We start from the raw sequence: 14,671 nt of genomic DNA on the forward strand, positions 1-14,671 counted from the left end.
GCATGTCTGATTTGATTTCTTACGACGACGTCATCGACGCAGCGTACGACATTTTCCTTGAAATGGCTCCAGATAATCTAGAGCCTGCTGACGTGATTCTGTTTACTGCGCAATTTGAAGATCGTGGTGCCGCAGAACTTGTTGAAACTGGTGATGACTGGGTTGAACATGTTGGCTTTGAGATCGACAAAGAAGTATATGCAGAGGTTCGTATCGGCCTAGTAAATGAGGAAAATGACGTTCTTGATGACGTATTTGCTCGTATGCTAATCAGCCGAGACCCTGAACATAAGTTCTGCCATATGCTTTGGAAACGCGATTAACGTTTCTTCATCATGAACAAAAATACCAGCCTAGTGCTGGTATTTTTTTATCTGCTGTTTTGTTTAGCTGCGATATTTGTTTATCCAAACACCCTTCTCTATATCGGCTTTAGATCCTTTCGCTATGTAACAGATAAGAAAAAGGCTTGCAATTGGCAAGCCTTTCTGATGTTTTGCTATCGATTAACGATGCTTGTTACGTGCGCCTTGGTCACCAGCAGTCTTCTTCGGCTTACGACGAGAAGGGTTGTTGCTGCGGCCTTTTGGCGTGTTAACACGCTCTTCATGGCGCTTAACTGCGCGACGAATTTTTTGGCTACGTGCACGCTCACGTTTGCGTGACGTATTGTCTTTGTTCAGATCAAGCATGGTTTCTTTCTCTGGACGAAGCTCTACAAGCTCACGCAAGTAGTTTACTTCTTTCAGGTCAAGCTCCATCCAACCACCACGAGGCAGTTTCTTGTCTAAGAAGATGTCGCCGTAACGAACACGTTTCAGACGACTAACGGTACACTCTTGCGATTCCCATAGTCGACGAACTTCGCGGTTACGACCTTCGTTGATAACAACGTAAAACGTGTGGTTCATGCCTTCACCACCCGCGTAAACAACATCTTCAAAGCGAGCTAAACCGTCTTCCAGTTCAACACCTTTTACTAGATTACGAACTTTCTGTTCAGTTACTTCACCGAACACACGTACTAGGTATTCACGTTCAACTTGGCGGCTTGGGTGCATTAAGCGGTTCGCCAGTTCACCATCCGTTGTGAAAAGCAGAAGACCAGAAGTGTTCGCATCCAGACGACCAACTGAAATCCAACGAGAGCCACGAATTTTTGGCAGACGATCAAAAACAGTACGACGACCTTCTGGATCGTGACGAGTACACAGTTCACCTTCAGGTTTGTAGTACGCAAGTACACGACAAATCACTTCTTCTTGAATCTTTGCAGAGACAATGTGACCATCGATACGAACTACGCTGCTCTCGTCTTCAAGTCTTTCACCAAGCTTAGCGACTACACCGTTCACGCTAACGCGACCAGATTTAATTAACGATTCAATCTCACGACGAGAACCGTGACCAGCACGTGCTAATACTTTTTGTAACTTTTCGCTCATTTATCTACCTATGTGTCGTCTTCACAGACGTCTAGACCAGGATTGGTCTGTATTTTGCTAATTACCCATTTCAGTGGGATTTTTCGGTCCGACATTATACGTAACTTTCTCAGTTAATGTAAGCTAAATCGGCGCCATTCTCCACACCAAAAATTCAGTTTAAAACGTCGAAAATATTTACTCTATTCTGCAACTTTTTTCCTACTTAATGCTGATATTGCCCAGCGAGAATCCCACTAATATCGGTCTTCTCGAGCCACTTTAACCGTGCAGTACCTGATAAAATTGTCAGGGTTACAACGATAACCACTTGGGGTGTGTTTACTGTTCGTGTTGCTTTAAAAGCAACGAAGAATAAACAGTCCCAGTTTGCTGCTAAGTAATACCAATCATCGTAGATAAATGAGCACTCATAGCAAGACAAGAAGCATCGGTAAGTCACTATTTACTATTAAAAATGACACTAACGTTATCGTGTATTTTAACTAGCTAGATTGGCTCTGCATTTTCGGCGATTGGCATAAATCAGACAAAAAGGAATAGAACAATGTCTATGCTAAATCTAGACCTAAATTGGATTTTTGGGACATCTCAAGATGACAATATGACCGGTACAAAAGGGTCTGAAACAACCGATATTTTCTTCGGCTTCTGTGGTGATGATAAGTTCGTAGGATACGGAGGCAATGATGTTGTCTTCGGGGGCTGGGGAGACGATACCTTGCTCGGTGGCCGAGGAAACGACTTTGTTTCTGGCGGCTTTGGCAACGACTTCCTATCAGGCGGATTAGGAAATGACAAGCTCTTTGGTGGTTGTGGCGATGATACAATTTTTGATTACTCAGGCAACAACTACTTGAGTGGGGGTTGGGGTAACGACACGCTCGTCGTTGGCGATGGTGAATCAGTACTGAGCGGCGGCTGTGGAGACGACACTTTCGTGCTTACAAACCGCCTGGCTATTGGTGTACCGGATCAACCTGTATCTTCCAACGATATTGATATTAAAGCCGATATTGTCGATTTTAATATTTTTCATGACAAACTTGTCTTCGATATGGGCAGAGACACCGACAATGATGGCATTCGAGATACGTTCTTGGATTCAGCGGATGATCTGACTTTATCTTATAATGAGTGTGGCTGGGCAGTATTCTCTAGTGATGAATACAATGTCGAAGTAACATTAAACGGCGTGAGCTCTGCATACATCAACTATGCTGAACAAAATGGTATCGACATTTTCGATTTCGCTTAATCTCAATCAGCGAAGTTCGCTGAGATACTCAATAATAAGAAACTAAAATAGGAGGCGCGATGCCTCCTATTTTGTTTGACGGTGGTGTACGTCTATTCGTCGAATTATTCGAATGGTGCCGGGTCACCTGATCCCAAACGCACCACAACAGGTTCACCTTCGCTAAAATCAATGACGGTCGTAGGCTGTTCACCTAAGTAACCGCCATTAAGAATCACATCAACCGCATGTTCTAGTTTATCGCGAATATCTTCCGGATCAGACTCTGTTACGTCACTGCCAGGTAGAATCAACGACGTAGACATCATCGGTTCACCTAATGCTTCCAACAAGTCCAAGGCAATTTGATTGTCTGGAACACGGATACCGATGGTCTTACGTTTCGCGTTCATCAAACGACGCGGCACTTCTTTCGTACCTTTGAAGATGAAGGTGTAAGGACCTGGTGTGTTGTTTTTCAGTAGTCGGAATGCAGAGTTATCCACTCGCGCATATAGAGAAAGTTCCGACAAATCACGACACAGTAATGTAAAGTTATGCTTATCATCCAGACGACGGATCTGACAGATTCGTTCCAGTGCCTGTTTGTTCTCCAACTGACAGCCAAGTGCGTACCCTGAATCGGTAGGGTACACCACAACGCCGCCGTTACGAATGATTGCTACTGCTTGATTAATCAAGCGAGCCTGTGGGTTTTCTGGGTGAACGTAAAAAAACTGGCTCATTGTAATTCCTCATTATCGAGCCTCTCGGCTCTATATTCTTATGTGGAGCTTGAATGCCGCCTTGTTGTGCTTTATCAAGTGACTTCAAGATTCAAAGTGTTGTTCAGTTCCAACGACAAGGAAAGCCACATTAATACCCAATATACACTTTCCAGTTATTTGATGCTGAAACCCACGCTTTGAGGTTACTTTGATATATCCAACGAAGGATCAATACCCCAATCTTTCCAAACTGGTTCGACGCCTGCGGGCAACCAAAGGTTCCTTCCTAGCTCCATCCAAGGGGATGGGTAGTGAAAATCACTGCCTTGAGACGCTAATAGTTTGTATTGTATAGCATAATCAGCCAAGTTGCGCCTTTCTTGTTGCGCTTGCTGTGGCTGTGCAACTTCCATCGCATCGCCGTTTGCTTCTACAAACGCTGCTAGAAGACGCTTAATCCACTTCGCTGTCAACTTATATCTTCCAGGATGCGCTAATACCGCCAAACCACCAGCAGCATGGATAGCGTCAACCGCATCTTTCATCGAGCACCAATTCGGTGGTACATAACCTGGGTTATTACGCGTTAGGTATTTTTTAAACACCATTTGCATGGTTTTTGCGTAACCATTATCCACCAACCATTTCGCGAAGTGCGCTCTCGTAACAGGCGCATCACCGGCGATCTGCCTTACTTCTTCGAGCACACCTTCCCGAGTTGCTTTTTGTAGTCGCTCTGCAATCAACTCTGACCTTGTTATGCGGTGCTGCTTCTGCTGCTCGATGAGGGCGGATAATTGTTCATTTTCCGGATCGATATTCAAACCGACAATATGAATGTCTTTGTTTTGCCAGACAGTCGATATCTCAATGCCGTTGATGATTTTGATCGGCAAATTATTGTCTTGAACGTATTGCTTGGCTAACGCCAAGCCGTCAACCGTATCGTGATCAGTGATCGCCAAAACCTCGATATCAAAACTCAGCGCCCTTTCCACTAAATCTTTAGGCTCTAACCGACCGTCCGATGCAGTGGTGTGACTATGTAAATCAATTCTCATATTTTTATCGTTTTAATGCTGTTTTGGGGTTGACTTTTTACTCTCGCACTAGTTAACTAGTACACAAATACAAAGTACGTAATTTAAGGTTCACCATGTTACAAGAATTTAACCAAAACCAAAAAGCGAAAGTTGCGGTTTGTCTTAATAAAGCAAACTCATCAGATCTTGCTTGGTGGCGCACTTGGACTAGTTCTTGGTGGGCAAACGTATACTTCTAGTTTATAGAACCAAACGTTGTAAAGCCCGCTACTTAAGCGGGCTTTTTTGTTTTGTTGCTCATTTCACATTCAACTGCCTAAACATTAATCGAATATGGCTAACTCTAGATTGGGGGAACGTTTGCTTTATGCGACTATGTACGGCAGGAAGATTTAGACAGCTACAAGGAGGTCTTGTGAATAAGGCCATAGAAATCAAGAAACTTGGATGCCTAGAAGTATTAAAGACTTCGGTTCCTTACACTCAAGACCCAACACGTTTGTTCCATACCATTTGTGAGAACAAAAGAGATAGCTTGCTTCTCGAATCCGCTGAAATTGATTCGAAACAGAATCTAAAATCACTTTTAATCGTCGATTCAGCGGTGCGCATCGTTTGTTACGGCCACACTGTAAACATGCAGGCGTTAACCAACAACGGTAAAAACCTACTGTCTCACCTAAACCAGAACATCCGTGGTGACGTTGAAAGTAAGTTCGATGGCGAAACGCTGACTTTGGAGTTTAGCCAGCCATGCGACACGTTAGATGAAGATTCTCGCCTACGTGAAGCCTCTTCTTTCGATGCGCTGCGTTTGGTTCAGCATAGTTTTGATATTTCACAGCAAGACAAACACGCGATTTTCCTTGGTGGTCTGTTTGCCTACGACTTAGTCGCAAACTTCGAGCCGCTTGGTAATGCAGAAGTAACAAATCAGTGTCCAGATTACGTTTTCTACGTCGCGGAAACACTACTGGTTGTCGACCATCAAACGGAATCTTGCCAGCTTCAAGCGACGTTGTTTGTTGACGGTTCAGAGAAAACAGCGTTAGAGACTCGTATTGCAGAAATTAGCGCTCAGTGTGCAGCGCCAAAACTACTGCCAAGCGCAAAACAACTCGCTGACGTAACGGTAGAACCTAGCGTATCTGATGCAGACTTCTGCCAAACTGTTCGCGACTTAAAAGAGTTCGTAGTGAAAGGCGATGTATTCCAAGTTGTACCATCTCGCCGATTCACTCTACCTTGCCCTGCTCCACTCGCGGCTTACAAAGAACTGAAACAAAGTAACCCAAGCCCTTACATGTTCTACATGCAAGATGAGCTGTTCACTCTGTTTGGCGCATCACCAGAAAGCGCGCTTAAGTACGAAACCGACACTAACCAAATTGAAATCTACCCAATCGCAGGCACTCGTCGCCGTGGCAAGCACCCTAACGGCGAGATTGATTTCGACCTAGATAGCCGCATCGAACTTGAACTGCGCACCGACATGAAAGAAAACGCAGAACACATGATGTTGGTTGACTTAGCACGTAACGACGTCGCTCGTATTGCTCAAGCTGGCACTCGCCACGTAGCAGACCTACTAAAAGTCGACCGCTACAGCCACGTAATGCACTTAGTATCTCGTGTGGTTGGTCAACTGCGTGAAGACCTAGACGCCCTGCACGCATACCAAGCTTGTATGAACATGGGCACGCTCACTGGCGCACCAAAGATTCGTGCAATGCAGTTGATTCGCGATGTAGAAGGCGCACGACGCGGTAGCTACGGCGGTGCTGTGGGTTACCTTACCGGCGACGGTACACTCGACACATGTATCGTAATTCGCTCAGCTTACGTTGAGAACGGCATTGCTCAAGTTCAAGCAGGCGCAGGCGTTGTGTTCGACTCTGACCCACAAGCGGAAGCAGACGAAACGCGCGGTAAAGCACAAGCGGTAATCTCTGCTATTCAAGCAGCGCATTCTCAACCTACGAACAAGGAGTAGCAGACATGGCGAACATCGTATTCATCGATAACTTTGACTCGTTCACCTACAACCTTGTGGATCAATTCCGCTCGCTAGGTCACTCAGTCAAGATTTACCGAAACAACATCCCAGCAGAAACCATCGAACAAGCGGTAAACGAGCTTGAAAACCCAGTGGTTCTGCTATCGCCAGGCCCTGGTGCACCGTCAGAGGCAGGCTCAATGCCAGAACTTATCCTACGCATGAAAGGCAAAGTTCCGATGATCGGTATTTGTCTTGGTCACCAAGCGATTGTTGAAGCGTACGGCGGCACCGTCGCTGGCGCGGGTGAAATCATTCACGGTAAGGTCTCTATGATGGAGCACCAAAACCATGCGATTTACCAAAACCTACCATCACCACTTGCGATTGCACGCTACCACTCGCTGGTTGCGACCAAGATTCCTGAGAGTCTAACCATCACGGCAGAAGTGGATGACTTGGTGATGTCTGTTGTACATGAAGAAGATAAAGTTTGCGGGTTCCAGTTCCACCCGGAATCTATTATGACGACCTACGGAGCGACACTGTTGGCCAATGCCATTGAATGGGCACTTGAAGAACAAACTTCAGCGAACCCACTCACTGCTTAAAAAGCACTTGGCACATAAGAAATTTAGGAGAGGAAATATGGAAGCAATCATCAACCCTATTATTACCAAACTGTACGAGCAAGAATCGCTTACTCAGGATGAGAGCCAACAGCTATTCGACATCATTATCCGTGGAGAACTAGACCCAATTTTAATGGCGTCAGCACTGACTGCACTAAAAATCAAAGGCGAGACACCGGATGAAATTGCGGGTGCGGCAAAAGCACTGCTGGCAAACGCAAACCCATTTCCTCGCCCAGATTACGATTTCGCAGATATCGTAGGTACCGGCGGTGACGGCCACAACACCATCAATATCTCAACCACTGCGGCGTTTGTTGCTGCAGCATGTGGTCTAAAAGTAGCAAAACACGGCAACCGCAGCGTTTCAAGCAAATCGGGGTCTTCTGACCTTCTTGATTCATTTGGTATCAACCTAGCTATGAGCGCAGAAGATACACGCAAAGCGGTCGACGATATCGGTGTTGCTTTCCTATTTGCACCTCAATACCACGGTGGTGTGCGTCATGCGATGCCAGTGCGTCAAACCATGAAAACACGCACCATCTTTAACATTCTTGGCCCACTGATTAACCCTGCTCGTCCTAACATCGAATTGATGGGCGTTTATAGTGAAAAACTGGTTCGTCCTATCGCAGAAACCATGCTACAAATGGGTATGAAGCGCGCCGCTGTAGTACACGGCAGTGGCTTGGATGAAGTGGCGATTCACGGTGAAACAACCGTTGCCGAAATCAAAGACGGTAAGATCACAGAATACAAACTAACGCCTGCAGACTTCGGTTTAGATGCGCACCCGCTAGAAGCGATCAAAGGCGGTGATCCTGAAGAAAACAAAGCGATTATTACCAATATCCTGACGGGTAAAGGTACAGACGCACAATTGGGCGCAGTGGCGGTGAACGTTGCTCTGCTAATGCGTCTATTCGGCCACGAAGATTTAAAAGCCAACACGCAACAAGCGATTGAGGCAATGAATTCAGGCAAGGCGTACCAATTGGTACAACAACTTGCCGCACACGCTTAAGGAATTGAAGAAGATGACTGACTTCAACACTCAGCAAGCTGACAACCTGTCTGAACACGTTTCTAAGAAAGAAGCAGAAATGGCAGAAGTACTGGCAAAAATTGTCCGCGACAAATATCAGTGGGTAGCAGACCGTAAGGTGTCTCAACCGCTAAGCACCTTTCAGTCTGATTTGCTGCCATCGGACCGCAGCTTCTACGATGCACTGAGTGGCGAAAAGACAGCATTCATCACCGAATGTAAGAAGGCGTCTCCTTCCAAAGGTTTGATTCGTGATCACTTCGACTTGGATTACATTGCATCGGTTTACAACAACCATGCTGATGCAATTTCAGTATTAACAGACGAGAAATACTTCCAAGGTAACTTTGACTTTCTTCCTCAAGTGCGTGGTCAAGTCAAACAGCCAGTTCTGTGCAAAGACTTCATGGTAGATACCTACCAAGTTTACCTAGCGCGTCATTACAGTGCTGATGCTGTCTTGCTAATGCTGTCTGTCCTCAATGATGAAGAGTACAAAGCCCTAGAAGAAGCAGCACACAGCCTGAACATGGGCATTCTGACCGAAGTCAGCAACGAAGACGAGCTTCATCGTGCCGTTAATCTAGGAGCACGCGTTATCGGCATCAATAACCGTAACTTGCGCGACCTAAGTACCGATTTGAATCGTACTAAAGAACTGGCACCGACAATTCGCGAACTGGCTCCTAACGCAACAGTAATCTCAGAATCTGGCATTTATACGCATCAACAAGTTCGTGATTTAGCGAAATACGCAGACGGCTTCTTGATTGGTAGTTCACTGATGGCGGAAGACAACTTAGAACTTGCTGTACGTAAAGTGACGTTGGGTGAAAACAAAGTGTGTGGCTTAACGCACCCAGATGACGCAGCAAAAGCATATCAAGCTGGCGCGGTATTTGGTGGCCTGATTTTTGTCGAGAAGTCGAAGCGTGCGGTTGACCTTGAAGGTGCGCGCTTAACCATGAGCGGTGCTCCACTGAATTACGTTGGCGTTTTCCAAAATCACGATATCGATTTTGTTGCTTCAGTCGCAACCTCTTTGGGTTTAAAAGCAGTTCAGCTGCACGGTCAAGAAGACCAAGCTTACGTAAACCAACTCAAAGCCGAACTGCCAACAACAGTAGAAATTTGGAAAGCTTATGGCGTGACTGATGCCAAGCCAGAACTGCTTGTAGACCACATTGACCGCCATCTATTAGATGCGCAAGTTGGCACTCAAACTGGCGGAACTGGTCAAGTGTTCGACTGGTCACTGATCGGTGACCCAAGTCAAATTATGCTAGCGGGCGGACTGTCGCCAGAAAATGCTCAACAAGCAGCGACACTAGGTTGCTTGGGATTAGATTTAAACTCTGGTGTAGAAAGCGCGCCAGGCAAAAAAGATTCACAGAAGTTGCTCGCGGCCTTCACCGCCATTCGCAACTACTAAAGCTGGACATCAGCTAAAAAATTTAAAGCTATTCGTAGCGAAAAATACGAGAAGGAATATAACGATGGCAAAACTGAATGCCTACTTTGGCGAATACGGCGGTCAGTACGTTCCGCAAATTCTAGTTCCAGCACTGGAGCAATTAGAGCAAGCGTTTATCGACGCGCAAGAAGATCCAGAATTCCGCAGCGAATTCATGACGCTTCTTCAAGAGTATGCGGGCCGTCCAACGGCTTTGACTCTAACTCGTAACCTAACCAAAGGTACGAAAACCAAACTGTACCTAAAACGTGAAGATCTGCTTCACGGTGGCGCGCACAAGACCAACCAAGTGTTAGGTCAAGCTCTGCTTGCGAAACGCATGGGTAAAAACGAAATCATCGCAGAAACCGGCGCAGGTCAACACGGCGTAGCAACCGCACTAGCGTGTGCACTACTTGGCCTTAAGTGTCGCGTTTACATGGGAGCAAAAGACGTTGAGCGTCAGAGCCCAAACGTATTCCGTATGAAACTCATGGGTGCAGAAGTAATTCCGGTTCACTCAGGTTCAGCGACACTTAAAGACGCATGTAACGAAGCGCTACGCGACTGGTCTGCAACTTATGAAGACGCGCACTACCTACTAGGTACAGCGGCAGGTCCTCACCCATTCCCAACCATCGTGCGTGATTTCCAACGAATGATCGGTGAAGAAACGAAGAATCAGATTTTGGCACGTGAAGGTCGTCTTCCTGATGCTGTTATCGCATGTGTGGGCGGCGGTTCAAACGCGATTGGTATGTTTGCTGACTTCATCGAAGAAGAAAGCGTTCGACTCATTGGTGTTGAGCCAGCAGGTAAAGGTATCGATACTGACCAACACGGTGCACCACTTAAACATGGCAAAACGGGCATCTTCTTTGGTATGAAAGCGCCATTGATGCAAGATCCAAACGGCCAAGTTGAGGAGTCTTACTCTGTATCTGCGGGTCTTGATTTCCCTTCAGTTGGTCCACAGCACGCACACCTAAACGCAATTGGCCGTGCAGAATACGACAACGTAACTGACGACGAAGCGCTCGAGGCATTCCAAGAACTGGCTCGCAGCGAAGGGATCATCCCAGCTCTAGAGTCTTCTCACGCTCTAGCTCATGCATTGCGCATGGCTCGTGAGAATCCTGAGAAAGAACAACTATTGGTCGTAAACCTATCTGGTCGTGGTGACAAAGACATCTTCACCGTACACGCCATCCTAGAAGAAAAAGGAGTGATTTAATGAGCCGTTATGAGAAGATGTTTGCGCGCCTAAACGAAAAAAGCCAAGGCGCATTTGTACCGTTCGTAACGGTTTGCGATCCAAACGCAGAACAATCTTACAAGATCATGGAAACCCTCGTTGAGTCTGGCGCAGACGCCCTTGAACTTGGTATTCCATTTTCAGATCCGCTTGCAGATGGCCCAACCATCCAAGGCGCTAACATTCGTGCGCTAGATTCAGGCGCTACACCAGATATCTGCTTTGAAGAAATTGGTAAGATTCGTGCTAAATACCCAGTTCTGCCTATTGGCCTTCTGATGTACGCGAACCTAGTTTACTCACGCGGTGTCGAAAACTTTTACGAGCGCTGTGCAAAAGCAGGCATCGATTCTGTTTTGATTGCAGACGTACCAACCAATGAAAGTGCAGAGTTTGTTGCAGCAGCAGAGAAGTTTGGTATTCACCCAATCTTTATCGCGCCACCTACAGCCAGTGACGAAACACTGAAGCAAGTATCAGAGCTTGGCGGTGGATATACTTATCTACTCTCTCGAGCTGGCGTCACTGGTGCAGAAACCAAAGCAAACATGCCAGTTGGTCATATGTTAGATAGATTAAACCAGTTCGATGCACCACCAGCGCTGCTTGGCTTCGGTATTTCTGAACCAGCACAGGTGAAACAAGCAATAGAGTCTGGCGCAGCAGGGGCCATCTCCGGCTCAGCTGTGGTGAAAATCATTGAAGCGAATGTCGAGCAGCCACAAATTATGCTCGATAAACTTGGTGATTTTGTGTCAGCAATGAAAGCTGCCACTCAGAAATAATTTCCATTTGATGTAACGCTATAGCGCCCGCTTAACATTCTGTTTAGCGGGCGTTTTCTTGTACGGCGTTTATACCATATCATTTTTTATTCAACGCCCGCACTTTCCAAACCAATCTAAAGCAGAGCAATCAAAGAGTGATAAACTTTGCCACTTAACCAGCACAAATAATAACTAGAGCGAGATGCTGTAAGGTTGCACATGGAAGAAGTCAAAGCGTTATTAGCCAAATGTCCTGTATTATCAGGGCTGCCCGAGAAAGGACTTAGTGAAGCAGCACAAATAGCTAAAGTTCGCTGTTTCGACGAAAAAGCACTGATTTGCAATAAAGGGGAATCTCAATCTTCTCTTATGGTCATTGCACAGGGTGCCGTACGAATTAATTCGATGAGTTCAAAAGGCAAAGAAGTCACATTAATGATTTTCGAGGCAGGAGGCTGGTTTGGAGACAATGTTTTTTCTCCCGGCATGCCCCGTATTTTTGGCGCAACCGCGCATTCGGGCGTGACCTTACTGGAACTACCTGGTGATAAGTTTCGCCAATTACTCGCCAAATATCCTCAAAGTTACCCTACGATTCTCGACTTACTTAGCCGCCGCTTATGGTCTGCAATTTCTGTTATCGAAGATGATGCGATTAGAGGAATCGAAGAGCGGATTGCAAGAAGGTTGCTGTTGCTTGCTGAATACCAACACAACCAAGCTATCAATACTCAGCCGTGTGTCGTGAGAGTGACTAGAGAGCATATCGCCAACATGATGGGGCTAACTCGTCAAAGTGTTCATAAAGTACTAAAAAATTTGGAGAGTATTGGGATGCTAGAACTGAAATATGGTTCAGTGACCATTACCAATCCAAAACGCTTAGAAGCGCACATAAAACAACTCGAACAATAGAGTAAACAGATAGTTCATGTGTACACGCTAGCGAGAGATTGCCATCTTCTGTTCCTTAGTAACCAGGCGCACAACACCACTCGCTCTAGGCAAGTGGCGCTGTGACGAGAAGTTCATTGAATTGACTAAGCCACATTCAATTCAGATTTCAATTCACGCTTTAAAATCTTTCCTGTCGCACTCATCGGGAGATGCTCACGAATTTCAACATAACGAGGATATTTAAAAGAGGCTAACTGCTCTTTGCCCCACTTTTGTAATGTTTCCGCGTCAATGTACTCTCCCGGTTTAAGCACAACGTAAGCCTTTATCTCTTCGCCATACTCTTCATTTGGAATCCCTATCACCGCTACCATTGAGATTGCAGGATGAGTCATAAACACTTCTTCAATTTCTCTAGGGTAAACGTTAAATCCACCTCGAATGATCAGATCTTTCATTCTATCGACGATAAATAGATTACCTGAGCTGTCAAAACGGCCAACATCACCAGTATGGAACCAGCCATTTTGTAGCGCGGATTCAGTGACTTCCGGGCGGTCAAGGTATCCCTTCATAACATTATGCCCACGCACAACAATCTCACCTTCTTCACCGATCGGTAGCGCATTGCCTTCAATGTCGACAACTTTTACTTCAACGCCTTGAATCGGTTGACCTACCGATCCTGGTATACGTTCCTGATCTAAATGATTAAAACATGCAATAGGACTTGTTTCTGATAACCCGTATCCTTCAAGAATTGGGACATTAAATTGTTCCTCAAAGGATCTAAAGATTTCGGTTGGCAACGGGGCTCCACCGCTGATAGCAACACGTAGTGAGGATGTATCAAATTGGTGCTGGACATGAAGCAAGCCAATATACATCGTTGGCACTCCAGCAAACAACGTCACTTTGTGTTTTGCCATCAGCTCAAGAACATGTTTAGGCTCAAACCTAGGCACTAACACCAAGGTTGCCCCGCCCAAAACACTAGCATTTAAGTGGACGGTTTGACCAAAGGTATGAAATAAAGGCAAAGTTACTAAGTGAATATCATCGGCCTGGCTGCCCATAATGTTTTGTGCCACCAGAGCATTCATTATGATGTTCTGCTGCGTCAGTTCAGCTCCTTTTGGTAAGCCCGTCGTCCCTGATGTATACAAAATAACACAAGTATCATCCGCATTACGCGGTACATAATCTGACAATGGTTCTGCATCCGCTATAAACGCATTGAGAGTTGGCACACCATTCCATTCGTTTTCAACTTGAGATTGAGTCATCACGACCATATTTTCACATATCTCGGCCTGCTCAAACGCTTTAACCCCCTCTTTTGCCATTGGCAGTTCTGCTGTCCCTTCAAAACAGAAGTAAAACTTCGCTTTTGAATCTTCTAAGTGATACTTAATTTCTCGCGCTTTCAAAAGCACATTTAATGGGACAGCAACCGCGCCAGCTTTTTGTATCGCATAATAAACAAACGCGAAAAAAGGAATGTTTGGGCATGAGAGCGCAATACGATCGCCCGGAACGACCCCTTTGTTGATTAAAGATGCCGCGATCTTTCCGGTAATCGCATCAAACTGCGCATAAGTTATCTCGACATCACCACATATCAACGCCGTCTTATCTGGTTTACTCGCAGCATTTCTTTGTAATGCAGCAGCAAGATTCATCATAATCGCTTCACCTCTTACTTGTTGATTTTCGTTTTATCGGCTCGGGAGCATTAACAGAGAGAGCACTCCCCTACACTAAAATGTTGGTACTTTATATATGTCTCTCCCATTTCTGATTAACATTATGTTTACAATGCAATCAAAACTAAGAATGTAAAACAGTTAACATTTCACAAAGCTAATTGGTAAAAATGTGAGCTTGAAAGAAATTAATTGTTATAAATATCAATCTAAGTCACGCAAGACGCAGACTACGCTCGCAAACACAAAATTCATCTCAGTTAACAAAAAACAAACAAGAAAAAGAAATAAACAAAAACAATTACACAGCTAATAGGCATAACAAAAATCAATAGCAAACGTTTGCTATTGAACAAAACTTTATCGTTCGTCAATAAAATATCGATTAATCCATCAATAATACCTTGCTGCATATTGCCAATTGTAAACGATAAGTGTAAAAAGCAAGGCGAGATAATTATCCA

14 protein-coding genes and 1 other annotated feature are annotated in these 14,671 nt (G+C 45.3%); of the genes, 10 read left to right on the forward strand and 4 right to left on the reverse strand.

What is annotated here, in order from left to right:
- The first annotated feature begins 2 nt into the window (after positions 1-2).
- Positions 3-323 (forward strand): HI1450 family dsDNA-mimic protein, encoded by a 321-nt coding sequence (locus FKN08_RS06605; protein WP_005376800.1) that lies wholly within the window; start codon positions 3-5, stop codon positions 321-323.
- A 183-nt stretch (positions 324-506) separates the two neighbouring features.
- Here the strand turns inward: FKN08_RS06605 and rluB are convergent, their stop codons facing one another.
- Positions 507-1,445 carry a 23S rRNA pseudouridine(2605) synthase RluB gene (gene rluB / locus FKN08_RS06610; protein WP_005376798.1) on the reverse strand — a complete coding sequence of 313 codons (939 nt, stop codon included), beginning with the start codon at positions 1,443-1,445 and terminating at the stop codon, positions 507-509.
- Positions 1,446-1,992: 547 nt separating this feature from the next.
- Between rluB and FKN08_RS06615 the strand changes: the two genes are divergently transcribed.
- A complete protein-coding gene (locus tag FKN08_RS06615; RefSeq protein ID WP_047009985.1) occupies positions 1,993-2,703 on the forward strand; it encodes a calcium-binding protein in 711 nt (236 codons plus the stop codon).
- 104 nt (positions 2,704-2,807) lie between these two features.
- On the opposite strand, the gene FKN08_RS06620 is transcribed toward FKN08_RS06615, so the two are convergent.
- Positions 2,808-3,428 carry an L-threonylcarbamoyladenylate synthase gene (locus FKN08_RS06620; RefSeq protein ID WP_005376791.1) on the reverse strand — a complete coding sequence of 207 codons (621 nt, stop codon included), beginning with the start codon at positions 3,426-3,428 and terminating at the stop codon, positions 2,808-2,810.
- Positions 3,429-3,613: 185 nt separating this feature from the next.
- Positions 3,614-4,471, reverse strand: coding sequence for a PHP domain-containing protein (locus FKN08_RS06625; RefSeq protein ID WP_145473761.1), 858 nt, complete (start codon positions 4,469-4,471; stop codon positions 3,614-3,616).
- Between the two features lie 95 nt (positions 4,472-4,566).
- Between FKN08_RS06625 and FKN08_RS06630 the strand changes: the two genes are divergently transcribed.
- The 8 genes from FKN08_RS06630 (at position 4,567) to FKN08_RS06665 (ending at position 12,519) form a co-directional block, all read left to right on the forward strand.
- Positions 4,567-4,692 (forward strand): trp operon leader peptide, encoded by a 126-nt coding sequence (locus FKN08_RS06630; RefSeq protein WP_005376787.1) that lies wholly within the window; start codon positions 4,567-4,569, stop codon positions 4,690-4,692.
- Positions 4,639-4,742, forward strand: a sequence feature (Trp leader region). (Overlaps the previous gene by 54 nt.)
- 126 nt (positions 4,743-4,868) lie before the next feature.
- The gene (locus FKN08_RS06635; RefSeq protein ID WP_170891609.1) at positions 4,869-6,446 is read left to right on the forward strand and encodes an anthranilate synthase component 1; all 1,578 of its coding nucleotides are present in this window, start codon (positions 4,869-4,871) and stop codon (positions 6,444-6,446) included.
- Positions 6,447-6,451: 5 nt separating this feature from the next.
- Positions 6,452-7,060, forward strand: coding sequence for an aminodeoxychorismate/anthranilate synthase component II (locus FKN08_RS06640; protein WP_046874475.1), 609 nt, complete (start codon positions 6,452-6,454; stop codon positions 7,058-7,060).
- A gap of 37 nt (positions 7,061-7,097) precedes the next feature.
- Positions 7,098-8,108, forward strand: coding sequence for an anthranilate phosphoribosyltransferase (trpD, locus tag FKN08_RS06645; RefSeq protein ID WP_047009988.1), 1,011 nt, complete (start codon positions 7,098-7,100; stop codon positions 8,106-8,108).
- A 13-nt stretch (positions 8,109-8,121) separates the two neighbouring features.
- Entirely contained in the window at positions 8,122-9,561 is a 1,440-nt protein-coding gene (gene trpCF / locus FKN08_RS06650; RefSeq protein WP_047009989.1) for a bifunctional indole-3-glycerol-phosphate synthase TrpC/phosphoribosylanthranilate isomerase TrpF, read from the forward strand.
- A 64-nt stretch (positions 9,562-9,625) separates the two neighbouring features.
- On the forward strand, positions 9,626-10,816 hold the full coding sequence (gene trpB / locus FKN08_RS06655; protein WP_005394827.1) for a tryptophan synthase subunit beta: 1,191 nt from the start codon (positions 9,626-9,628) through the stop codon (positions 10,814-10,816).
- Positions 10,816-11,622, forward strand: coding sequence for a tryptophan synthase subunit alpha (gene trpA, locus FKN08_RS06660; RefSeq protein WP_170891610.1), 807 nt, complete (start codon positions 10,816-10,818; stop codon positions 11,620-11,622). Before trpB ends, trpA begins: the two co-directional genes overlap by 1 nt.
- Before the next feature lie 201 nt (positions 11,623-11,823).
- The gene (locus tag FKN08_RS06665; protein ID WP_170891611.1) at positions 11,824-12,519 is read left to right on the forward strand and encodes a Crp/Fnr family transcriptional regulator; all 696 of its coding nucleotides are present in this window, start codon (positions 11,824-11,826) and stop codon (positions 12,517-12,519) included.
- Between the two features lie 125 nt (positions 12,520-12,644).
- On the opposite strand, the gene FKN08_RS06670 is transcribed toward FKN08_RS06665, so the two are convergent.
- On the reverse strand, positions 12,645-14,186 hold the full coding sequence (locus FKN08_RS06670) for a long-chain fatty acid--CoA ligase (protein WP_053808893.1): 1,542 nt from the start codon (positions 14,184-14,186) through the stop codon (positions 12,645-12,647).
- Positions 14,187-14,671 lie beyond the last annotated feature (485 nt).

The organism is Vibrio sp. 1-2 (7-a), from assembly GCF_013048515.1.
Classification (GTDB): domain Bacteria; phylum Pseudomonadota; class Gammaproteobacteria; order Enterobacterales; family Vibrionaceae; genus Vibrio; species Vibrio diabolicus.